The sequence below is a fragment of the Variovorax sp. ZS18.2.2 genome (assembly GCF_024701975.1).
Lineage (GTDB): Bacteria > Pseudomonadota > Gammaproteobacteria > Burkholderiales > Burkholderiaceae_C > Variovorax.
Genome location: NZ_JANLNM010000007.1, coordinates 173,647 through 196,092 on the forward strand (window position 1 = coordinate 173,647; position 22,446 = coordinate 196,092).

Annotated in this window: 20 protein-coding genes; 8 read left to right on the forward strand and 12 right to left on the reverse strand. The window is 68.1% G+C overall.

Annotation, left to right across the window (positions count from 1 at the left end):
* Window positions 1-30: 30 nt before the first annotated feature.
* Window positions 31-2,856 carry a glycoside hydrolase N-terminal domain-containing protein gene (locus tag NU688_RS24645; protein WP_257863456.1) on the reverse strand — a complete coding sequence of 942 codons (2,826 nt, stop codon included), beginning with the start codon at window positions 2,854-2,856 and terminating at the stop codon, window positions 31-33.
* A gap of 15 nt (window positions 2,857-2,871) precedes the next feature.
* Window positions 2,872-3,912 (reverse strand): porin, encoded by a 1,041-nt coding sequence (locus tag NU688_RS24650; protein ID WP_257863612.1) that lies wholly within the window; start codon window positions 3,910-3,912, stop codon window positions 2,872-2,874.
* A 272-nt stretch (window positions 3,913-4,184) separates the two neighbouring features.
* Between NU688_RS24650 and NU688_RS24655 the strand changes: the two genes are divergently transcribed.
* Window positions 4,185-4,898, forward strand: coding sequence for a FadR/GntR family transcriptional regulator (locus NU688_RS24655; RefSeq protein WP_257863457.1), 714 nt, complete (start codon window positions 4,185-4,187; stop codon window positions 4,896-4,898).
* 60 nt (window positions 4,899-4,958) lie between these two features.
* On the opposite strand, the gene NU688_RS24660 is transcribed toward NU688_RS24655, so the two are convergent.
* The 3 genes from NU688_RS24660 to NU688_RS24670 are packed head-to-tail and all read right to left on the reverse strand — an operon-like array spanning window position 4,959 to window position 10,086.
* Window positions 4,959-5,933: a tripartite tricarboxylate transporter substrate-binding protein gene (locus NU688_RS24660; protein WP_257863458.1), complete on the reverse strand. Its 975-nt coding sequence runs from the start codon at window positions 5,931-5,933 to the stop codon at window positions 4,959-4,961.
* Between the two features lie 32 nt (window positions 5,934-5,965).
* Window positions 5,966-7,315 (reverse strand): S9 family peptidase, encoded by a 1,350-nt coding sequence (locus NU688_RS24665; RefSeq protein WP_257863460.1) that lies wholly within the window; start codon window positions 7,313-7,315, stop codon window positions 5,966-5,968.
* A complete protein-coding gene (locus NU688_RS24670; RefSeq protein WP_257863461.1) occupies window positions 7,312-10,086 on the reverse strand; it encodes a tannase/feruloyl esterase family alpha/beta hydrolase in 2,775 nt (924 codons plus the stop codon). The genes NU688_RS24665 and NU688_RS24670 overlap by 4 nt, the downstream gene beginning before the upstream one ends.
* 134 nt (window positions 10,087-10,220) lie before the next feature.
* On the opposite strand from NU688_RS24670, the gene NU688_RS24675 reads away from it, so the two are divergent.
* Window positions 10,221-11,141, forward strand: coding sequence for a LysR substrate-binding domain-containing protein (locus NU688_RS24675; protein ID WP_257863462.1), 921 nt, complete (start codon window positions 10,221-10,223; stop codon window positions 11,139-11,141).
* A complete protein-coding gene (locus NU688_RS24680; protein ID WP_257863463.1) occupies window positions 11,138-12,145 on the forward strand; it encodes a tripartite tricarboxylate transporter substrate binding protein in 1,008 nt (335 codons plus the stop codon). The genes NU688_RS24675 and NU688_RS24680 overlap by 4 nt, the downstream gene beginning before the upstream one ends.
* Here the strand turns inward: NU688_RS24680 and NU688_RS24685 are convergent.
* Window positions 12,142-12,705, reverse strand: a complete 564-nt coding sequence (locus NU688_RS24685) for a putative glycolipid-binding domain-containing protein (protein WP_257863464.1) — start codon at window positions 12,703-12,705, stop codon at window positions 12,142-12,144. The two genes, NU688_RS24680 and NU688_RS24685, sit on opposite strands and share 4 nt — an antisense overlap.
* A gap of 61 nt (window positions 12,706-12,766) precedes the next feature.
* On the opposite strand from NU688_RS24685, the gene NU688_RS24690 reads away from it, so the two are divergent.
* Genes NU688_RS24690 through NU688_RS24700 form a run of 3 tightly spaced genes read left to right on the forward strand, consistent with a single transcriptional unit; the run spans window position 12,767 to window position 15,372 of the window.
* Window positions 12,767-13,384: a YiiX family permuted papain-like enzyme gene (locus NU688_RS24690; RefSeq protein WP_257863465.1), complete on the forward strand. Its 618-nt coding sequence runs from the start codon at window positions 12,767-12,769 to the stop codon at window positions 13,382-13,384.
* A gap of 52 nt (window positions 13,385-13,436) precedes the next feature.
* Complete coding sequence (dinB, locus tag NU688_RS24695) at window positions 13,437-14,678, forward strand: DNA polymerase IV (protein WP_374684684.1); 1,242 nt, start codon at window positions 13,437-13,439, stop codon at window positions 14,676-14,678.
* 10 nt (window positions 14,679-14,688) lie between these two features.
* Window positions 14,689-15,372, forward strand: a complete 684-nt coding sequence (locus NU688_RS24700; protein WP_257863466.1) for a TIGR02117 family protein — start codon at window positions 14,689-14,691, stop codon at window positions 15,370-15,372.
* 13 nt (window positions 15,373-15,385) lie between these two features.
* Here NU688_RS24700 and NU688_RS24705 read toward each other — a convergent pair whose 3' ends face one another.
* Window positions 15,386-15,790 carry a hypothetical protein gene (locus NU688_RS24705; protein ID WP_257863467.1) on the reverse strand — a complete coding sequence of 135 codons (405 nt, stop codon included), beginning with the start codon at window positions 15,788-15,790 and terminating at the stop codon, window positions 15,386-15,388.
* 187 nt (window positions 15,791-15,977) lie between these two features.
* The gene (locus tag NU688_RS24710; protein ID WP_257863468.1) at window positions 15,978-17,015 is read right to left on the reverse strand and encodes a purine nucleoside permease; all 1,038 of its coding nucleotides are present in this window, start codon (window positions 17,013-17,015) and stop codon (window positions 15,978-15,980) included.
* Between the two features lie 110 nt (window positions 17,016-17,125).
* On the opposite strand from NU688_RS24710, the gene NU688_RS24715 reads away from it, so the two are divergent.
* Entirely contained in the window at window positions 17,126-18,337 is a 1,212-nt protein-coding gene (locus NU688_RS24715) for a DNA topoisomerase IB (RefSeq protein ID WP_257863469.1), read from the forward strand.
* On the opposite strand, the gene NU688_RS24720 is transcribed toward NU688_RS24715, so the two are convergent.
* A complete protein-coding gene (locus NU688_RS24720) occupies window positions 18,283-18,963 on the reverse strand; it encodes a hypothetical protein (protein ID WP_257863470.1) in 681 nt (226 codons plus the stop codon). The genes NU688_RS24715 and NU688_RS24720 overlap by 55 nt on opposite strands.
* Window positions 18,964-19,136: 173 nt before the next feature.
* A complete protein-coding gene (locus tag NU688_RS24725) occupies window positions 19,137-19,316 on the reverse strand; it encodes a DUF3606 domain-containing protein (RefSeq protein WP_042578428.1) in 180 nt (59 codons plus the stop codon).
* A 192-nt stretch (window positions 19,317-19,508) separates the two neighbouring features.
* Here NU688_RS24725 and NU688_RS24730 point away from each other — a divergent pair, with 192 nt between their 5' ends.
* The gene (locus tag NU688_RS24730; RefSeq protein WP_257863471.1) at window positions 19,509-19,976 is read left to right on the forward strand and encodes a nuclear transport factor 2 family protein; all 468 of its coding nucleotides are present in this window, start codon (window positions 19,509-19,511) and stop codon (window positions 19,974-19,976) included.
* Here NU688_RS24730 and NU688_RS24735 read toward each other — a convergent pair.
* Together NU688_RS24735 and NU688_RS24740 are read right to left on the reverse strand one after the other, a co-directional pair.
* Complete coding sequence (locus NU688_RS24735; RefSeq protein ID WP_257863472.1) at window positions 19,915-21,438, reverse strand: class I adenylate-forming enzyme family protein; 1,524 nt, start codon at window positions 21,436-21,438, stop codon at window positions 19,915-19,917. The genes NU688_RS24730 and NU688_RS24735 overlap by 62 nt on opposite strands.
* Before the next feature lie 3 nt (window positions 21,439-21,441).
* Window positions 21,442-22,437 carry a tripartite tricarboxylate transporter substrate binding protein gene (locus NU688_RS24740; RefSeq protein WP_257863473.1) on the reverse strand — a complete coding sequence of 332 codons (996 nt, stop codon included), beginning with the start codon at window positions 22,435-22,437 and terminating at the stop codon, window positions 21,442-21,444.
* Between the last annotated feature and the right edge of the window lie 9 nt (window positions 22,438-22,446).

The following is a 22,446-nucleotide window of genomic DNA, read 5'->3' on the forward strand; positions in this document are numbered from 1 at the left end:
TCGAATGCACCACTGTCTGTCTGTCGCACATCAAGCCGGCGTCACTTCGCGTTCTTCGCCATTGATGCGCACCTTCACCGGCTTCTTGTCGCGGGCCTTGTCGGCCACGATTTCATAGGACACGACCAACCCGTCCTTCCACGTGCAGCTCACGCGGTAGCCGCCTCGCGCGCGCAGGCCGTTGAATGCGCCGGCTGCCTTCCAGTCGTCCGGGCAGGCCGGCAGCAGCACGATCACGCCCTCGTGGCTTTGCAGCAGCATCTCGGTCAGCGCGCCGGAGATGCCGAAGTTGCCGTCCATCTGGAACGGCGGGTGGTTGCAGAAGAGGTTCTGCAGCGTGTTGTAGGTCAGGAGACCCCGCAGCATCGTCTGTGCGCGTGCGGCATCGCCCAGCCGCGCGAAGAGCGCGCAGCGCCAGGGCCAGGTCCATGAACGGCGGCTGTCGCCCGTGACCATCGATGCGGTGAACGGCTGGCCGGCCACTTCGCCGCAGCGCGCCTTCAGTGACACCAGCGCAGCGGCGGCGAACGCAGGCGTTTTCGCCGGCGTGATCTGGCGCCCCGGGTACACGGCGAACAGGTGCGAGGTGTGACGATGGTTGTCCTTGGGGTCGTCGATGTCTCCCTGCCATTCCTGCAGCTGGCCCCACTTGCCGATCTTGTTCGGGGCGAGCTTCGCCTGCATGCCGGCCACGGTCGCCTGGTAGGCCGCATCGACGTTCAGCGTGCGCGCCGCGTCCAGGTAGTTCTGGAACAGGTCCCAGATGATCTGCTGGTCGTACATCACGCCGTCTTCGGTCGGTCCGTGCTCAGGCGACCAGCCGTTGGGCGCCACGAGCAGGCCGTCGGCGCGCGTCTTCAGGCGGTCCTCCCAGAACTGGCAGATCTCCTTGAGCATCGGGTAGGCGGTGCCTCGCAGGTAGTTCAGGTCCTGCGTGAACGCGAAGTGCTCGTACAGATGCTGCGCATACCAGGCGCTGGAGACGTTGTTCCAGTTCCAGCTGTTGCCGCCGAAGATGCTCTGGCTGGTGCGCGCCGTCCAGCCGCGCGTGTTGGCGCCGAAGGCATTGCGGGTCGCCACGCGGCTGGGCCCCGCCACCTGGGTCACGAAATCGACCAGCGGCAAGTGGCAGTCCGGAAGCCCGGTGCTCTCGGCGCCCCAGTAGTTCATCTGCACGTTGATGTTGGTGTGGTAGTCGCTCGCCCAGGCCGGCGAATTGCTGTTGTTCCACAGGCCCTGCAGGTTGGCGGGCAGGCCGCCCTGGCGCGACGAGCTCACGAGCAGGTAGCGGCCGTAGTCGAACATCGCCTGCTCCAGGCCCGGGTCGGCCGCGCCGCCCGCATAGCGTTCGAGCCGCTGGCGTGTGGACAGCGCCACCGCGGTGGCATCGCTCTCGCCCCATGTGACGGCGGCACGCGACATGACTGCGCCGAAGTCGGCGACATGCGCCTGGCGCAAGGCGGCATAGGTCTTAGAAGCCGCAGCGGCCAGCGCCGCTTGCACGCGCGGTGCGGGGTCGGTGCTGCGCCAGCCGGCGGCATAGTCCAGCTTGTAGTCGGTGCGTGCATCGACCAGCAAGGTGAGGCTGGTGCACTGATCGAAGCGCAGCGCGTTGCGGGACACGGCGAGCTGGCCGTCTTCCTTCACCACCTGCACCGTGCAGGCGTATTTCAGGCTGTTGGCCATGGCGCCGCTGAACGACACCTGGCCGGTGGCGACATCGGCCGTTGCGGTGGCGCCCTGCATGGACGTCAACGTGAGCGTGCCCGAGAACGCACGGGCATCGCTGGCGGTGTAGCGGAACACCATCACGTCGTCGACCTTGCTGGCGAAGGCCTCGCGCACGATCTTGCGGCTGCCGATGCCGAACTCGGTGGTGTGCACGCCGGTGCCGAGGTCCAACGTGCGGCGATAGCCCGAGGTGGCCGCCTCAGCACTCGGCTTCAGATCGACGCCCGCGAGCGCGATCTCCGCGACCTGGAAGTGGCTCACGCCCGCCTTGGGCACGAAGGCGAACCGGTAGAAGCGATAGGCCGTCGTGTTGGTGAAGGCGAACGCCTTGGCTTGCGCGCGCGATTCGAACGGCGCGGGCAGCGAGCGCGTGTCCAGCGCAGTCCATGCCGCGCCGTCGTTCGATCCTGCGAAGGTCCATTGCTGCGGATCGCGCGCCGGCACGTCGTTGGCGCTCGTGAGCGTGTAGGCGGCCACGACCGCCGCCTGCGGCAGTTCGGCCTGCCACAGCACGAGAGCACCCGGGCCGTCGATGCACCACTTGGTCCCGCTGCTTCCATCCACGCTCTTGGCCACGCCTTCGCTGGCCGAGGCGACGCCCTGCGGCGCCGGCCAGGTCACCTGGGGCGATGCGGTGCCGCCGGTGAAAGCGAGCGCGATGTCGCCGAAAGCCAGGTAGCTGCCGAAGCCCGTCACGCTCGTGTCGAAGGCATCGTCGTTCTTGCCGGCGAGCGCGTTGTCGTAGTTGTTGACCCCGCCCCACAGGCTCTGTTCGTTGAACTGGATGCGCTCGTTGAAGGCGCCGCCGAACAGCATCGCACCGAGACGCGCGTTGCCGATGGGCAGCGCCTGCGATTCCCAATCGGAGGCCGGGCTGTCGTACCAGAGGGCGCGTGACGCGATCTTGGCCGGGGCGAACAGCGCGGGCGTTTCCCCGGAGGCGATCGGCTCGCCTGCGCCAGCCACCGGAGCGGCCGCGCCGGTGCCGCCGGCCGGCAGGCCGCCCGATGCCGCACCGCCACCACCACCGCCGCACGCCTGCAGCACCGGCAGCATGGACACCGCGCCGCTGAGCTTGAGCAGCGCACGGCGCCGAAGGTCTTGAGGATTGCGTGTCTCGTTCATGGATCGCCTCCTGCCTCAGAACGTATGGCTGATGCCGAAGTACGTGCCCGACTGCTTGCCGCCCGCGGGCGGGTTGTTGTTGGTGGCTTCCACCGAGAAGTTGGCGGTCTCGCTGTTGTAGACCTTGCCCACCGATGCGTAGAGCAGCGTGCGCTTGGAGAGCGCGTAGTTCGCGCCCAGCATGTACAGGTTGGCGCTGCCCGCATTCCGGTTCTGCGTGACGCGGAACATCGAGCCGATCAGCGTCAGCAATGGCGTGATCCTGTAGTTGGCGCCGAGCCAGTAGTGGTTGGCCTTGCTCGGCGCGCTGAGCGGCGCATCGGGCGCCGACAGCCGCTGGTAGCCGACGAACATCTTCAGGTCGTCGAAGAGGGTGGCGGTGCCGCCGAGCGTGAGCTCCTTGGACTGATTGAAGAGATCGGAGTACTTGCCGTTCTTGTCGCGCGCCACGTCGTAGATGGCGCGCACCTCGAACGAAGGCGCGATGTACGACACCGAGATGCCGTCCTTGCGCAGCTTCGTGAAGCCGTCGGTCTGCTCGCCCAGGCCCGTCTGCACCGTGGCGCTGAAGCCGCCCCAGGTCGGCGTCGTGTACTCGACGCCGTTGTCGTTGCCCTGCCAGTTGCGCCCGCGCACCAGCGTCGCGGTGCCGATGAACTGCTGGCCCGTCGGATCGATGTACCAGACGTCGTTGGCAATCGAGAGGTTCTTGCCCAGCGCCAGCTTGCCCCAGTAGTCCTGCAGGCCGACGTAGGAGCGGCGGTTCAGCAGCAGGTCGGCGCCGTTGGGCGTGGCCTTGGGCAGGTCAAAGCCGCCTTCGAGCACGAAGAAGGCCGCCATTCCGCCGCCCAGGTCTTCCGTGCCCTTCACGCCCAGCATGCTGGTGCCCCATTGGTTGCCGGCCGCGCGCCAGAGGTGACCCCTGCCCTTGCCTGATTCGTTGGCAATGTTGTTCTGGTAATCCGCGCCTGCCACGGCGCGACCGTAGAGGGTCACGCTGCTTTGGGCCTGGGCGTTCGTCGCACCGAGGCCGAGGCAAGCGCACAAGGCGCCCATCACGGCGCTGGTTCTGGAATTCATCTTCTTGTCTCCTGTTGTTTTCTGAATGGATAGATGCCGACCGGGGAACAGGTACTGGTGTGTGACAGCCTTTTTTGGCCTTACCAATTTGGTATGACCACTTTGCCATATTGAATAATTGGCCTTACCAGAACAAACCCTTTTCGGGTTATCCCGAATGGAAGGCGATGAGATAAGCGAAAAGTAGGCGTTTGAAGATGTCAAACTGGCATGACCAGATCGCTCTTCCTCGTTCCCGCATCGACGCCATGCAGCCTTCCGCCAAACCCAACGACACCCGCCGGCTCTACCAACAGATCGCGGACCAGATCCGGGCTTTCATCCGCGACGGCAACCTGCCCGCCGGCGCACGACTGCCTCCGGAGCGGGAACTGGCGTTGCAGCTGGGGGTGTCGCGGCCTTCGCTGCGCGAGGCGCTGATCGCCCTGGAGATCGACGGGCGCATCGAGATACGGATGGGTTCAGGGGTCTACGTCTGCGCGTCGCACGACGCGTCGGAGCGCGCAACGCCGGCGGTCGGCGAGAGCCCGTCGGAAATGATGCAGGCGCGCGCGATGCTCGAAGGCTCGGTGGTCACGCTGGCTTCGGCGCGCGTCACGCCGCAGCTCCTGGAGCGCGTGCGGGCATCGCTGGAAAGCATGCGCCAGGACGGCCTCAACGGCCGCACGCAGATCGAGAACGACCGGCGCTTTCACCTCGCCATTGCGGAGATGACAGGCAACTCGGTGCTCGTGCGATTGGTGGGGGAACTGTTCGACGGGCGGCACAGCCCGATCTCGTCACGCATGAGTGCGCGCACCGAGGATTCGCAAGCCTGGAAGGCGGCGTTCGTGGAACACGAGGCGATCTACCGCGCGCTGGAGGCGCGGGATCCGCACGCTGCGGTGGCGACGATGCTGCATCACCTGAGCGCATCGCATGCGCGGTGGACCGCGGAATCTACGTCTGCCTCTGCGGAGTGAACAACAGGGCAGTTCGGGGCGCGAGCGCCGCCCGGAACGGCGGCGCCCTCCAACAAACGTTCAGTCCGCGTAGACGCCAGCCGCCTTGATGACAGGCGTCCACTTCGCGATCTCGCCGATCACGAACTTCTTGTGGCCCGCGGGCTCGATGCGGCCGTCGGTCGCGACCACCGCGCCCAACAACTCTTCGCGCTTGATGAAGTCCGGGTCCTTCAACGCCACCTTCAGCGCATCGTTGAGCTTCTTGAGCACCGGCGCAGGCGTGCCCTTGGGCGCATACAGGCCGTGCCAGATCGTGACCTCGAAGTTCTTCAGGCCCGCTTCGTCGAGCGTAGGCAGGTCCTTCAGCAGCGGCGTCGTCAGGCGCTTGGGCGTGGTCACCGCATAGGCCTTGACCTTCTTCGCCTCGATCTGCGGCGAGGTGTTGGTGCTCTGGTCGCACAGCAGGTCGATCTGGCCGCCGATCAGGTCGGTGATGGCCGGCGCGGTGCCCTTGTAGGGCACGGGCGTCATCTCGGTCTTGGTCGCGCTCTGGAAGAGCAGGCCGCACAGGTGCGAGGCCGAGCCCACGCCCGCGTTGCCGATGTTGATCTTGCCCTTGTTGGCGGCGATCCAGGCCGTCAGTTCCTTGTAGTTGTTGGCCGGCAGGCTGGGCTTGGAGATGAGCGTCATTGGCACGTCGTTGACGATGCCCAGATACTCGAAATCGGTCTCGACCTTGAACGGCACGTTGCGCACCAGCGTCGGCACTGTCGCCATCGCGATGTGGTTCAGCAGCAGCGTGTAGCCATCCGGGTTGGCGCGCGCCACCTTGGCCGCGCCGATGGAGCTGCCCGCGCCGGGCACGTTGTCGATGATCACGCTCGCGCCGCCCAGGGGCTTGCGCAGCGCCTCGGCGAGGTCGCGCGCCACGCGGTCGGTCGGGCCGCCCGCGGCGAAGGGCACGACGATGGTCACGGGCTTGCCCGCGGGGAAGTCCTGCGCGTGCGCGCCAACGGCAAAGGCAATCGCTGCGAGAGCGAACAGTTTTTTCATGAAGGTCTCCGTCAAGGTCAAAAGAAGAAAAGTCAGGGCGCGCGCGAAGGCACGCGGCTCTCGAGCGTGGGCGGTTGCCACTCGGGCTTGATGTGGCAGCCGTTCTTGCCGTCGGTGTCGTAGCGCGGCGCGAGCGATGCGCAGCGTTGCGCCAGGCTCTGCGGCGTGGGCTTTTCGCCCTTGTCGATCCAGTCCATCAGCGCGCCGAAGAGCGCGGGGTATTCCGAATCGCTCAGGTAGCTGTGCTCGCGCTCGGCGCTGAAGCTCTGCACCAGATTGCCGCCGGTGCCGGCCGCGTCGCGGATGCGGCGGTAGGAGTTTTCGAGTTCGACGAACGCGGTCGGATCGTCGATGGCATGCAGCCCCACCGTGGGCAGCGAGGTGCGGCCGGTCGGCTGGCTGTCGGCCGCTAGCGCGCCCTTGGCCTGCGGGTCGGCCGCATAGCGCAGCACGCCGGCGTTGAGCGCTGCGTCATCGGCCGAGCCGCTGTAGACCACGCCGATGTTGCCGAAGGGGTTGCGGCCGTTCAGGCGCTTCTGCACCAGGTCCTGGAAGAGCCACGTCGCCCAGTTCAGATGGCCGACGAGCGAGCGCTCCTGGATCTTCACGACCGAGAGAATCGTTTTCAGCCGCGCGGCCTGCTCGGGCGTGCGCTGCGCGGCGGGCAGGCCGACGCCGGTGCATTCCTTGACGCGCGCGGCGAGCTCGGCACGCGTGAGCTTCGAATCGAGCGGCAGGCCCATCCACAGCGGGTACTGCGGCTCGTCGGGACGCGGGTGGTTGCGGCAGACGTACTGGTAGACCACGCGCAGGTCGAGCCGGAAGTCGTACGCGCTGTTGCCGCCGCCGAGCACGCCGCTCGTGAGCAGCAGGCCGTCGTACGGGCTCTTCGCATCACCCACCGGCGCATAGAGTTCAGCCGCCTTCGCCGCCACGCCCGCGCCGTAGCTCTGGCCATGCAGCAGCGTGCGCTTGGGCTGGCCGAAGTGGCGCACGAAGATCTGGCGCAGGCGCTCGGTGTCTTCGGCGGCCATCGTCACGCCGTAGCCGCCGCGCCGGTAGGTGGAGCCGGCCCACGCGTAGCCGGCCTTCACGGTGACGGCCCAGCGCTTCAAGTCTTCCTCGCTGCGTTCGAGCTTGGGCGGGCCGGTCTCGGGGCCGCCGTGGGCGTGCATCACGAGCACGCGGTTCCAGTCTTTCGGAATGGCGATCCAGTAGAGCGCGCCCGTGCCGTCTTCACCGGTGTAGCAGCGCGCGGCCTCGGGCACGGGGACCGGGCAGGTTGCGGGCTTCGGTGCTGTTGTCGGCGCCGCGTGCGCGGACAGCAGCGGTGCCGTGCCGAGCAGGGCGAATGCGGCGAGTTGTGAGAGGTGCTTTTTCAATGACGTACTCCGAATTGCAAACCCGCGCTCGTACCCGCGCCGGACACATAGCCGATGACGCCGCTGTTGAAGATGAAGTGGTCCGGCGCACCGGCGCTGGACTCGATGACGGCGCGCGCCGGCTTGTTGTAGGTCAGTGTCGCCGCGGCGCCCGCCAGGTTGAAGTTCGTGCCGGTCGCCGTGGCTGCACTGCTCTGGCCCGAGACGCTCAACATCGCGTAGCTGCCGTCCGCCGCGCCCACGGGCAGTTCCGCGCCCACATCCGGCTGCAACGCGTAGAAGCGCATGCCGAAATCGGTAGGCGATGCGCGTACCAGGTGCAGTGGTACCGCGGCGCCGCCCACCATGCCGATCACCATCGAGCCGCTGAGAGTGCCGCCACTGGTCGGAGCGCCACTGACGGGAGCGGTGAACGTGAACACGTTGAAGGCCTTGTGCGTTCCATCGTAGGTGATGTAGCCCTTCTGGGTGTTCGTGCAGGAGGCGTTGTAGTTCATGAAGCTGCCGGTGCTGTCCGCCGCGCTGCGGCAGTACTGGAAGGTCCCTGCATCGCGCAGGCGCACAGCCCCCGCATAGACCTTCGCCCCCCCCGCGTCCTGCTGCACGCCCACCGTGTTGAAGATGTCGGAGACTGGCTTGAATTCAGTGGGGTCGAGCGTGTTCTCGAAGGTGTTCTGGAACGCGAGCAGCGGCGCGAAACTGGTGCCGACTGGTGCTTTCACGCCCCCTTGCAACACACCGCCCGACGCGAACGTGAACACGGCACCCGCCTCGTCGCTGGTGTAGCTGCACAGCTTTTGCGAAACCAGCGTGCCGCTGCTGGTTGTGGCCGCCGTACGCTGCACGCTGGCATCGATGGTCACGGTGTAGGCCATCGTGGCCGGGTCGATCCGCACGCTGAGTTCCTCGCCGAAGCTGTTGCCACCCTTGTAGGTGGTGACGGTGGCCGGCAGGTTCGGACAAGCCAGCGGATTGGCGGTTTCCGTCACGCAGCTGTAGTTGACCGCCGCATCGAGGCTGCCGCTACCGTTGTATTTCGGCCAGCTCGGGTACTGGCACAGGGGACGCGTACGGCCGTAGGTGGCGGGTACTGCATCGACCGCCACGCCGGTGGCCGGGGCGAGGCCACTCTCGGCCCAGCCCTCGAGCGCCGCGAGCGAATCCCAGTTCGGAATGAACACGCCCGTGCCGTGGCCCATGCCGGGCACGGTGTAGAAGCGCACGTTCTGGTCGACCATGGCCTGGCCCATGGTGGCGATCATCTGCTTGTAGTAGTCGATGGTCGAGTTGTTGCTGATCACCTCGTCGGCCAGGCCGTGCAGCAGGATCAGCTTGCCGCCATGCCCGAAGAACGGGGAGAGGTCGGGGTTGGTCGCGTCAGTGAGGTTCGAGACCTCGGTCACGCGCTCCCTGTACGTGCCCGGGTCCAGTGGATCGAAGTCCAGCGTCTGGAAGAGAGGAATGCGTGTGACGAAGAACTTGACCCACTGGTCGCCCGTCACGTACATGTTGGCGTCATCCGTGCCGGCCGGGTTGTCCGGCTGGTTGTCCGTGCCCAAGTCGCGCGTGGTGTAGGGGCCCGCGACCAGCGTGCCCTCCAGCAGGTTGTAGCCGCCCGCGCGCTTGACGCCGTTGGCCAGGGCGTAGGTGCTGAACTCAAGCGGCGACTCGATGGCCTTCACCGTGTCGATCTGTGCCGTCGACAGGCAGGTGTCACCGGTATCGGTGCCACCCGGGCAGAGCAGGTCCGAGAGGATCTGCGCATTGAGCAGGCGGCAGCTCTCGACATTGCTCACGATGTTGTCGACCGCGCCGTCGAGCTTGTCGCACTTCTGCTTCACCATGTCCTGCACCAGCAGCGTCTTCTTCTTGTTCAGCCAACCCGCGCCGCCATTGCGGTAGAGCGCCCGGCCCACGGCCACGTTCGAGAGTCGCGTGCCCGTGTAGTTGAGCGCAGGCTCGTTCGCGATCACGCCGTCGTAGTCCAGCGGCCAGCGCTGGATGTAGCCCAGCGCATCGCGCCCGCCGGTCGATGTGCCAAGGAAGTAGGCCTTCTTAGGCTTGACGCCGTAGCGCGCGAGAACCAATGCCTGCGCCACGTCGCGCGTTTTCTTGAGCGACAGGCCGCCGTAGTTGGCGAGTTGCTCGTCGTTGGCCGCAAACCGGCCATCGGTGATGCTGCTCGATTGGTGACCCGAGTCGTCGCCGTAGGTGGCGTAGCCGAGCGCGAGCGGCGCGGACTTGTCTCGAGGGCCGAAGCGGATCTGCTCGGTGCCGTCGATCAGCACGCCGTCGAAGCCACCGCCGCCGAAGTGGATGGTCTTCTGGTTCCACTTCTCGGGCAGGTTGACCGCGAAATTGATGGACTGCGAGGCGGGATCGACCGGCTGGATCGTCCCGCGCACCTTGCAGTAGTCGCCATTGGGGTTGCCGGCGTCGGTCGCGGCCACGGGCGTGGCGCTGGTGACGGTCGCGCCGCCAGTTGGCAGGCTGATCAGCGAGGCGGGCAGGCTCTTGCCCGCGAGGTCCGCGCAGGCCACCACCGGCACCACGGTCGGGGGCGGCGGGTTGTCGGGTGGGCCACCGTTGGCCGGTGGGTTGTTCGGCACGATCGGGAAGAAGCCGGCACCGCCGCCTCCTCCCCCACCGCCGCCGCAAGCGGCCAGGACCAGTGAAACCAGCGAAATGCCGATCGCGGGGCCGAACGAACGGCGGGCGCGACGGGCGACGTCGATGATCGAAAGAATCGAGTGGGGGCGCGGTGTGCGCATGGTCTTGTCTCCGGCATGCGGCCTCGGTGGGCCGCTCTTTGTTTTGAATGGGCGGCCGGACGATAGATTCGGGGTGACTTAGGGTCAAATAAAATAAAGAGGTCGTTTCAATACTAAAAAAATATGGAGACACCATGGAGATGAGACCGCTCCGGTATTTCGTGGCCGTCGCCGAGACCGGCCACATGACGCGCGCCGCCGAGCAGTTGGGCATCCAGCAGCCGCCGCTGAGCCAGACCATCAAGGCGCTGGAACGCGAGCTGGGCGTGCTGCTGTTCCGCCGCCATCCGCGCGGCGTGGCACTCACCGATGCGGGGCGCCTCTTCCAAGTGGAGGCGCTGCGCATGCTGCAGGACATGGAGGCCATGAAGCAGCGCATGGCGCGCGTGGCCAATGGCGAAGTCGGCACGCTCGCGGTGGGCTTCACCAGCTCGGCCGCGGCGCACCGCTTCGTGCCCGAGGCGCTGCGCGCCTTTCGCCGCGAGCATCCGGGCGTGGAGCTGCAACTGCGCGAGAACAACGCGGCTGAATTGACCGAAGCGCTGGCGGCGGGCCGTCTGCACTGCGGCTTGCTGCGCGTGCCGGTGGCGCGGCCCGAGGGCCTGATCTTCGAGACGCTGCTGCGCGAGCCGGTGCTGGTCGCGATGCCCAGCGACCATCGCTTTGCCCTCGCGCGCAGCAAGGCTTCGCGCCCGCTGCCGCTCGCGCGGCTGTGCGAGGAAGGCATCATCCTCGTGCGCCGTCCGGGCGCGCCGGGCCTCTATGCCGAGCTGCTGGCGCTGTGCCACGCCAAGGGCCTGCGCCCGCGCGTGGTGGCCGAGGTGGACCGCATGATGACCAACCTGAATCTCGTGGCCGCGGGTGTCGGCCTGTCGGTGGTGCCGGCCTCGATGACCGGCGTGCACGCGCATGCCATCGCCTACGCGCGGCTTGCAGACGGCGGCCAGCTCGACGCGCCGCTCACGCTGGTGTCGCGCGTGGAAGAAGACAACCTGCCCGCGCAGCACTTCGCCGCGCTGCTGCGCAGGCACGCGAGCGAGAACCCCGGGTCATGAGCGAGGTCTCGCTGCACCGTCGCCATTTCGTGCGCAGTACGGGCATCGCGCTGGCCGCTGCCTGCGGCATGCCACACCTGCTGCACGCCGCGCCATCCTCATCGCCCTGGCCGAACCGCCCTGTGCGCCTGATCGTGGTCTATCCGCCGGGCGGCGTGAGCGACGGCATGGCCCGCGTGCTGGCCGACCCGCTCTCGCAGGCGCTGGGCGTGCCGGTGCTCATCGAGAACCGCGCCGGCGCGGGCGGCAGCATCGGCATGGATGCGCTCTCGCGCGCCGCGCCCGACGGCAGCAGCCTCGCCTTCTCCGCCATCAGCCCGCTCACGTTGCACCCGCTGATCGCGCGCGTGCCCTACGACCCGCTGCGCGCTTTTGCGCCGGTGGCGAGCGTGATGCGCACGCCGGTGCTGGTGGTCGGCACGCCGGCTTTCACGGGGCACGGCTTCGGCGACCTGATCGCGCGCGCCCGCAGCCAGCCCGGCGCGGTGCGCTGGGCCACCTCGGGCGTCGCCACCATCGGGCACCTGGTGCTCGCGCAGGTGCGCATGCAGAGCCGCACCGACATCACGCACATCCCGTATGCGGGCGGCGGCCCGCAGCTCAACGATGCGCTCAGCGGACAGTTCGAGGTGCTCTCGACCAACGTCGCGGCGCAGCAGCTGCAGTACATCGAGGGGGGGCGGTTCCAGGCGCTGGCGGTGGGGGCGCCTGCGCGCATCGAGGCGCTGCCCGAGGTGCCGACGCTCGCGGAGTTGGGGTACGAGCGGGCGAATCGCGATTCGCTCTTCGGGATCTTCGCGCCGGTGCGCACGCCGGCAGTGGTGGTGCAGCGGCTCAATGCGGAGATCAACCGCGTGCTGCGCAGCGACACGGTGCGCGCACGGCTACGCGCTGCGTACAACCTCCCGGCTGGCGGGAGCATCGAAGACTTCGCGCATGAGATTGCCGTGGACCGGCGGCGCAATCGGGCGCTGGTGGCGGGGGATCGCTCCCAGTTCGACTAGGTTTCGGCGACCCAGAGCCGCGGATAGTCGCTCACGAAACCGTCCTGCGTGACCTTCAACACCGCCTCGTAGTCGAAGCGCTTCGCCACATACGCGTACTCGCTCTCGCTGCGCCGCTCGTAGCGCTGCATCAACTCGCTCAGCACCCCGCCGCCATCGAGATCCACCCACGCGGCCGGCGCATCCGCCGCTTCTCCCAGCGAGAGATTGAGCCTTCGCAACTGCAGCAGGTTGGTGGCGGGCGTGAACCCCAGGTCGAGGTCCACGCAGTGCGACAGGTCGGGCACGGCCTCGTCGTTGAGCTTCCAGTGGCCATGCGCATCGCGCGCGATCGACAGCTCGATGGCCGAGTCGCCGAGCCAGCCGCGCACCATGCCCCACTGCGTGTGCCAGTGCAGATCGCAGCGCACGCGGTAGTGCAGCTGGGCAATGCGGCCGCTCTCGTGGCGGAACACTGCGGCGCCATCGAGCTGCCAGGCCGAGGCATTGCGCTCGAGCCGGCAGGCGTCGTGGCCCGGGGCATCGAGCCTGCGCCAGAGGATGGAGGCGACGGTTTGCATGGCGCGGATGATGGCACCGGCATGCTGCACTGCGCAAGCGCCATCGCGCAAAATGCCCCGCATGATGAAGGCCCTTTTCACCGCGCTGCTCGCCCCTCTCCTCTCTCTGCTGGCAGGCAGTGCCGCGCACGCGGTGGCGTTGAAGGACGGCGACATCATCTTCCACACCTCCCGCTCGGCCCAGAGCGTGGCCGTGCAGCGCGCCACGGGCTCGCGCTACAGCCACATGGGCATCGTGCTGCTGCGGGACGGCAAGCCCTACGTGTTCGAGGCGGTCGCTACCGTGCGCTACACGCCGCTCGCGCAATGGACGGCGCGCGGCAACGGCGGCCACTACGTGGTCAAGCGCCTGCGCGATGCGGACAAGCTGCTGACACCCGGCGCCGTGGCCCGCCTGCATGCCCGCACCGCCGATTTCGCGGGCCGCCCCTACGACCTGACCTTCGAATGGTCGGACGGCCGCATCTACTGCTCCGAGCTCGTGTGGAAGCTCTACCAGCGCGCGCTGGGCGTGCGCATCGGCGAGCTGCAGAAGATCCGCGAGTTCAACCTCGGCGACCCTGCCGTGCGCGCCAAGATGCGCGAGCGCTACGGCGACAAGGTGCCGATGGACGAGCCGGTGATCTCGCCCGTGGCGATGTTCGATTCGCCATTGCTCGTGACCGTCGAAACACGCTGAACCGGTGCCCCTCGGCGGGCGGAACCCGTCCGGCCGCGAGACAATCGTTTCCGTGAGTTCCCCGCCCTCCTCGACAGGCCCCATACGCCGCATCGCCCACCTCGACATGGACGCCTTCTACGCGTCGGTCGAGCTGTTGCGCTATCCGCAGCTCAAGGGCCTTCCCGTGGTGATCGGCGGCGGGCGCCGCAGCGTCGACGAGGCCATCCGCAACCTGCCCGAGGGCGGCGCGCTGGCCGACATTCCCATCGAGGCCTTTCCGCGCCTGAAGGACTACGCGGGCCGCGGCGTGATCACCACCGCCACCTACCCCGCGCGCCAGTTCGGCATCGGCTCGGCGATGGGGCTCATGAAGGCCGCCAAGCTGTGCCCGCAGGCGCTGATCCTGCCGGTCGATTTCGACGAGTACCGGCGCTTCTCGCGCGCCTTCAAGCAGGTGATCCTGGAGATCGCGCCGCTCATGGAAGACCGCGGCGTGGACGAGGTGTACATCGACTTCACCGACGTGCCCGGCGGCCAGCGCGACGGCGGGCGCTCGCTGGCGCGGCTGATCCAGAAATCGATCCTCGACGCCACCGGCCTGACCTGCTCCATCGGCGTGGCGCCCAACAAGCTCATCGCCAAGATGGCGAGCGAGTTCAACAAGCCCAACGGCATCTCGGTGGTCCACGAAGGCGACCTGGAGAGCCACATCTGGCCCCTGCCCTGCCGCAAGGTGAACGGCATCGGCCCCAAGGCTGACGAGAAGTTGAAGCGCTTCGGCATCGAGACCGTCGGCCAGCTCGCAGCGCGCGATCGCGACTGGCTGATCCAGAACTTCGGCAAGGCCACCGGCGCATGGATGCATGAGGTGTCCTGGGGCCGCGACGACCGGCCGGTGGTGACCGAGAGCGAGCCGGTCTCGATGAGCCGCGAGACCACCTTCGACCGCGACCTGCACGCGGTGCGCGACCGCGCCGAGCTGGGCGCGATCTTCACGCACCTGTGCGAGAAGCTGGCCGAAGACCTGCAGCGCAAGGGCTATGTAGGCAAGACCATCGGCATCAAGCTGCGCTACGACGATTTCAAGATCGCCACGCGCGACCAGACCATCGACCACTTCACCGCCGATGGCAAGACCATCCGGCAGGTCGGCGGGCAGTGCCTGAAGCGCGTGCCGCTGGAGCGGCCGCTGCGCCTGCTGGGCGTGCGCGTGGGGGCGCTGGCAAAGGCCGGCAGCCCGGAGGCGCTGGCACCCCCAGGCGCAGTGCGCTCGACGACAGAGCCGGCTGCGACCACCGCGTCGCTCTTCTGAAGAAGCCGTGATGATCAAACGCTGGCTCCGGCGCATCGCCTTCACGCTGCTGGGGTTCGTGCTCGCGGTGGGTCTGTATGTAGCGGTGGCCTGTGCGCTCGTGCTGTGGCCGGCCAATGCGAAGCCGCCCGCGGAAGCCCCCGCTTTGGAAGCCTGGGTGCTGAGCAACGGCGTGCACACCGACCTCGTGTTCCCGATCCGCTCCGCGACCATCGACTGGCAGCAGCTCTTTCCGCTCGCCGACTTCAAGGCCGTGCCGCCCGACGCCGACTTCATCGCCATCGGCTGGGGCGACCGCGAGTTCTACCTGCACACGCCCACCTGGGCCGATCTGACCGTCGCGCGCGCCTTCGGTGCGCTCGCGGGCGGCAACCGGGCGCTGATGCATGTGACGTACCTGCAGCGTGCGCAGATGCGGCGCGGCGCCTACAAGCTGCCGCTTTCGCAGGCGCAGTACGCGCAGCTCGTGGACTACGTGCGCGCCTCGCTGCCCTCAGGCCGCGCAACGCCGATTGCGGGCGCGCACTACGACAACCAGGACGCCTTCTACGAAGCCGAAGGCGGCTACAACCTCTTCGAGACCTGCAACACCTGGACCGGACGCGGCCTCAGAAGCGCGGGCGTCAAGACCGGCCGCTGGACGCCCTTCGATTTCACGGTGACGTGGCACCTGCAGCCCGGTGCAATGCCGTAGCGCTCGGTCGTGCTCAATAAAGCGAAGGCTCTTCAATCAGTTCGCGCAGCGGCGGCGTGCTCGCGAAGAAGTCGAGCGACTGCGTGCCGTCGACGCACAGCAGGTTGGTCACCTGCCGCTCCCAGGCCCAGTAGTCCCAGCCGTTGGCGCGCCGGTACGTGATCACACGCATCCATTGGCCCGGGCGCAGTACGCCCAACGCATGTGGCTGCCCACTGTGGCGCGTGGCAGCGCCGTGCCAGTGGTCGATGCCGATGCCGATGCCGATGGTGCTGGGGGCGGTCTGCGGCTGCAGCGAGTAGCCGTACTGGCGAAGCTGCTGTGCGTTGCACGGGCGCCAGATGGCGAGCTGGCCTTCGTAGGGCTGGCCTCCGGGGTCCAGCATGATCTCCTGCCACAACACGCGGGACGCCGTCATAGGCTGCGCCAGGGAGGCCTCCAGGCCAGTGAGCGGCTGACGCAGGGGCGCCTCGTTGCGCTGACGGGCTTGCACAAGCTGCCGCTCCGGCTTCCGCCAGCGGCAGCGGATGTTCTGCACGGCCAGCCACAGTGGTCGTTCGCGGGTTATCACGGCGCGGGTGCTGCGAAGGAAACAACCAGCCCGCTCAAGGCTTGGGCACGCCCGCCGACCATGTCGACCACTGCGCGACGATATGGTCCGCCACGCGCGTGCCGACCAGCGCGATGTTCTCCACCGTCTCCGCAAAGCCACCCGCCGTCTCGCCCGGCGCCGGGTCCAGGTGCTGCAGCGTGCTTTCCTTCGGGTTGCCCTGGTCGAAGTTGACCGCGCCGCGCAGGCTCATCACGCGGTCGGTGCCGTGGGTGCGCTTGATCACGAGGGTGATGGCGGCGGCTTCCATTTCGGTGATGACGTAGTCGTCGGCGCCGTAGAGCTTCGCGATGTACTGCGCCTGCTTCGACATGCCCGGGCCGTGGAAGAAGGTGTCGCCCGTCATGTGCGTGCCGGTGCCGACGAAGGGCGCGCGGCGCGCCGCGGCATCGGGGTAGCGCAGGCGGTACTTGCGGGCGGACTCCGAATCCTTCAGCGGCGTGTCGGCCGAGAGCTTCATGGCCCAGCCGACGAGGTCGGGATTGAGCTTGAAGCGGCGGTAGTCCTCGTAGCCCTTGCGCGGCATGAAGGTCGGCTCGCCCGCCTTGTTCTCCTCGGGCGCCCAGCGGTGGCCGAGGTCGTAGTCCACGAGCCAGGTGGCCCAGCTCACTTCGCCGATGGTGCCGCGCGAAGGCGGCGTGCCGGCCACGCCGGAAATCACGTAGTAGGCCTCGGAGAAATCGAACTGCGGGTTCAGCAGGATGGCCTGCATCGACGACGACGAATTCACCTTGCCCATGCCGAGCACCGCGCCGCACACGCCGTCGGCGTTGCAGTACACGGGCTGCAGCGCGCCGGGCACGGCCATCGGCTTGGCGCCCTTCCAATAGCGCTCGTACCAGTACTGGAACTCGCCGGCACGGTCGCCGGTGTTCTGGCCGATCTCGAACATGGCGGCGACGAACACCTTCACCTTGACGGGCGCGGCCGTTGCAGTCGGTGCAGGCGAAGTCGAGGCACAGGCCGTGGCGAGCAGTGCCGCGGCGCACAGCGCCGACCAGCGGGCGCAGAGAGAGGTCCAGCGAGGAAGCATGATTTTTCGGGCGGAGATAAGTGGAAGGGAGGCACCAACAGCTTGCGGCGTCCTACACCGGGCGATTGTCGGTGCTGGCACAAGCGGATGCATCTCCAGACGCAAACCCCATGCCGGCCTCCACCTCGCCCGTTCCCAGGCCGCCCGCCAAGGCGCCTTCCAAGCCCACGCCCATTGCCAACGGGCTGGTTTATGTGAACCCCGACATGCCCGGCATCCGCCGCCTGAAGCAGGGCGAGCGCTTCCGCTACCGCGATGCCAGAGGCCGCTGGCTGCGCGATGTGGACGAGCTGTCCCGCATCCGCATGCTGGCCATTCCGCCGGCCTACACACAGGTGTGGATCTGCCCCCTGCCCAACGGCCACCTGCAGGCCACCGGCCTCGATGCGCGCGGACGCAAGCAATACCGCTACCACGCCGACTGGCGCGTGATGAAGGACGAGACCAAGTTCGACCGGCTGGAGGCCTTCGCACTCGCGCTGCCGCGCATCCGCGCCCGGGTGACGCGCGATCTGCAGCCTGAAAAAGATCGGAAGGTGCCCGGCCGCAGCCAGGTACTAGCCGCGCTGGTGCGCCTGCTCGACACCACGCTGCTGCGCGTGGGCAACGAGGAATACGCGAACAGCAACGGCTCCTTCGGCCTCACCACGCTGCGCAACCGCCATGCGGCCGTGCAGGGCACGGCGCTCAGGCTGCGCTTCAAGGGCAAGAGCGGCGTGATGCACGAGGCGAAGCTGGAAGACCCGCGCGTGGCGAAAGTGGTGCGCCAGTGCCAGCAACTGCCGGGGCAGGCGCTCTTCCAGTACGCGGACGAGGAGGGTGAGCTGCGCGGCGTTTCGTCCACCGACGTCAACGACTACATCGCTGAAGCCTCTGAGGGGGAGCGCTTCACCGCCAAGGACTTCCGCACCTGGCACGGCACGGTGCAGGCGCTGGAACTCACGCGCCTGGCCTGCGAGCCGGGCCGCGTTGCCGCCAACGGCAGCCGCTACAGCGCCAAGGACATCCTCGCCGCGGTCGCCAAGCAGCTAGGCAACACACCGGCCGTCTGCAAGAAAGCCTATGTGCACCCGGCCGTGCTGGCGCTGGGCAGTGCGCTCGCGAACGACGACGAGGATGCGGCCACCGCGCTGTTCGAGAAAATCGCGGGCCGCGCCACCAGGCCTTCGCGCGGCCTGTATGCGGCGGAGCGGCGGCTGCTGGCGTTCCTGCGGACGAACCGGCAGGCGCAAGCACACGAACGGCGCACCGGCGGGCGGCGCAAGCTTCAGCCGGTCGCGAGCGCGAAGCGCACGCTGTCGCCTTCCAGCGCAATGGCGTAGCCCATGTCCTCGGCGAGGTTCTGCAGCGCGACGGCATCGATGGCCAGCGCGCGCGGCGCGCGGTGCGCGTCGAGCACCGGGTTCACGCTGCCGGCTTCGCGCGGCATCGCGACCAGGCGCAGCGCATCGGTGCCGACCGGCTCGATGCGGATCGCACCGGCTTCGGCCGCGCCGTCGTGCAGGTAGCCCAGCGCGCCCAGGAACAGGTAGCGCAGCGCGGCCGCCGCGGGCCAGCGGGGTTCGTCTTCCTGGGGTTCGTCGAGCGCGGCGTCGACGTCGAGCGTCACGCCATGCAAGTCGAAGGCCGAGCGCATCAGGTTCACGCACTGCGCCACCAGCGCACTGCGGGTGATGCCGTCGTCGGTGGTGGCCAGTTCCCAGTCGCGCAACGACCGGATGGCTTCCACCAGCTCCGACACCTGGTTGTCGATGAGGGCCACGCGCTCTTCGCAGGCGGCGGGATCGATGGGGGTGGCGGCCACCTGGCGCTTGAGCATCAGGAGCGCCATGCGCACCACCGAGACAGGCGCCGCCATGTCGTGGCGCAGCGCGGGCAAGGCACGCGTGAGCAGTTCGTGGCGCACGCCGGCAGCGATCCAGCTGCGCGCTCCGGGCGACGACTTCATTGCGCTGCAGCCCTGGTCGGGGCGCAGCCCACACGGCGGAGGGCGGCTGGAGACACGGTCACGGGGAAACTTCCTGAAGCGGGGGAGAAGGCAACAAGTATCGTGCCCGCCTCCCCGGCCAGGTGTAGGAGCGTGCCTACGCCTTCAGCACCCATATCCGAGGATGCAGGGTTTCAGGGTTTCCCGAGGTAGGTGCGGATGTCCTTCACCTCGACACCGGCGGCAGCGACGGCCGAGCGCAGTTGCGCCTCGGTCACGCCCAGCGTCTGCGTCCAGTAGCGGACCTCGTGGGATTCATTGACGTTGATGCGGGCTGCATCCTGCGGTCCGCGCTTGCTCAGGTCATCGGCCATGGTGTGGATTCCTTGTTGAAGGCCACCACGATGCAGCGTCCGCGAGCGCCCGGCTGGCGGACGGCAGCGCACCTCCTTGCAGGATAAATCCGAGGGTGCGCTGCAGAGGTTGGAGATGTCCGGAAGCAGCGTGCCCGTGCGGGGCACCGCACCTATCGTCGGCCGCTCCTTTACTCCCCACCGAAAAGCAGCATGACACCCGAACAGAACAAGCGCGCCGTGTCCGAGGCATGGAAGGCCTTTGCGAGCCGCGACCCCGGGCGCATCCGCGCCGCCTTCACCGACGACGCCGAATGGCTCGCACCGAAGGACAACGCCACCGGCGTGGCCCTCGGCTTCACGGACCACATGATCGGACCCGACACGATCGTGCGTTTTCTCGTGGAGGAATTTCCGAAGCTCTTCGTGGCCGACGTCTCGGTGGACTTCACCCTCCTGCTCTGCGACGGCGACACCGTGGTGCTCGAGATGCGCCTGCGGGCCACGCTCGCCAACGGCCGGCATTACGACAACGACTACTGCTTCATCCTCGAATTGCGCGAGGGCCGCATCGCCCGCATGCGCGAGTACATGGACACGCAGAAGGGCCGCAGCATCGTCATCGGCGACCTTCCTGCAGATCTGAGGTCTGCCGGGCCCGTGCTTGCAGTTCCCGCTTGAGCAGCTTGCCGTTGGCGGTGGTGGGCATGGCGTCGATCACCTCGATGCGGGCCGGCCGCTTGTAGGGCGAGAGGTGCTCGGCCAGGTGCGCGCGCAGTGCCGTCTCGTCGAGCAATGCGCCAGGCTTCATCTCGGCGAAGGCAACGATCTGCTCGTTGCCATCGGCCTCCGGCACGCCGACCACCGCGCACAGGTGGACGCCCTCGAAGCGGCCGATCACCGCCTCGATCTCCGCCGGGTACACGTTGAAGCCCGAGCGGATGATCATTTCCTTCAGCCGCCCGACCACGAACAGCGCGCCATCGTCGCCGAAGCGCCCGAGGTCGCCGGTGGCATACCAGCCGCCCGGGCGCATCACCTGCGCGGTGGCGGCTGCATCGCGGAAGTAGCCGAGCATCAGGCCGGGGCCGCGCAACCAGATTTCTCCGGTCTCGCCGTTCGGCACGTCCTGGCCGTCGATGCCCACGATGCGCGCCTCGCCGCCCTCGACCGCGTGGCCGGCCGCCGTGTCCGCGCGCGGCGCCTCGGTGCGCGTGAGGAACACCGAGCCCGCGTACTCCGAGAGGCCATAGCCGTAGTGCAGCGGCTGGCCGAATAACCGCTCCACGCGCTGCTTGAGCCCGGGGTCGAGCGGCGCGGAGCCGGTGTACACGTAGCGCAGCCGCGGAAAACGCGGCACTGCACGCTCGGCCTCGATGTGCGCCAGCAGCCGCGCATACATCGTCGGCGGCCCGAGCAGGTTCGACACCTGTTCATTGGCGAGCGCGTCCAGCACATCGGCCGGCGAGAAGCTGCCGCGCAGCACCAGCGATGCACCGCCCGTGAGCGCGGCCATCAGCACCGTGCCGATGCCGAAGATGTGCGTCATCGGGAGGAACGCATAGACGCGGTCGTGCCCGTCGAGCGAACGCACGCCGGCCGACACGCGTCCGAAGTGCAGCAGGCCGCGGTGCGACACCATCACGCCCTTGGGCGTGCCTGAAGTACCCGAAGTGAAGATGATCGCGGCCGTGTCGGCCAGCGCCGCATCGGGCTCCGGCCGCGCCTCGGCGCGAACGGCCGAGTACATGACGCCCGGCAACCCGCCCGGCGTTGCGGCTGCACGCTCCGCATGCAGTCGCGCGGCTGCCGAGGCGCCGGCCGTGAAGCAGCACAGGCGCGCATCCGCACGCTCGACGATGGCCGCGATCTCGCCCTGCGCCATGCGGGCATTCACGCCGCACGACCACGCACCGACGCGGCTGCATGCCATGAGCAGCGCGATGTGGGCGGCGCAGTTCTCGGCGACCAGCACCACGCGGTCGGTCGGGCGCACGCCGGCGTCCAGCAGGTCTTGCGCGGCGGTGTCGGCCATCGCCTGCAGCGCCGCGTAGCTGGTGGTGCCGCCGGGTTCGAAGAGGAAGACGGCTTCCGGCGTGCGAGCCGCGCGTTCTTCGAGCAGGCTGTGAATGCGGTGGTGCATCGGTTATTCCGCCTCGATGCCCTTGGACGCGGTCGCCCAGAGCTTGCGATCGGACTGCCCCTTGGTCGCCAGCAGTTCCGCCCCGCCCGACCACACGTCGTAGCCCTGCTCGCGCAGGCGACTCGCGATGTCTTCGCGCGCCAGCATCTTGTGCGCCGCCGCGTTGATGCGCGCGACCAGCGCCGGGTCCATGCGCGCCGGGCCGTAGAGGCCGAACCAGCCGCCCACGTCGTAGTCGGCCACGCCCGATTCGATCATCGTCGGCACGTCGGGCAGCATGCGGTTGCGCTGACGCGAGGTGACCGCCAGCGCACGCAGCCGCCCCGACTGGATGAAAGGCCGCGAGGTCGCGATGATGTCGAACATCATCGGCACCGTGCCCGCCATCACGTCGGCGAGCGCGGGCGCGCTGCCCTTGTAGGGCACGTGCGTGAGCTGCACGCCGGTCATCTTCTCCAGCAGCGCGCCGCTCAGGTGGTTGGAGGCGCCGACACCGGCCGAGCCGTAGAAGAGCTTGCCGGGCTTGGCCTTCGCATAGGCCAGCAGCTCGGCCACGTTGCGCACCGGCAGGTCCTTGTTGACCACGAGCACGTTGGTGTAGTCCACCAATGGCGCGATGGGTGTCAGGTCCTTCATCGGATCGAACGGCATGCTGCGCTGCACGTTCGGGTTGATCGTGATGGTCGGGCTCGCGCCGAAGAACAGCATGGCGCCATCGGGCGACGCCTTGGCAACCGCGTTGCCGCCGAGCGAGCCGGCGGCGCCGGGGCGGTTGTCGACGATCACCTGCGTGCCGAGTTCCTGCGACAGCGCGGGCGCGAGCAGGCGCGCCGCGCCGTCGACCGGTCCGCCGGCGGAATAACCGACCACGAGCTTGATGAGCGATGGCAGCGGTGGTTGTTGCTGTTGCGCGAACACGCGCGAGGGCAGCACGGAAAGCAATGCGCTGCCCGCCAGCGCGGCCACGGCATGGCGCCGGGTGGGATCGAGGGATGGCATGGGCGTTGT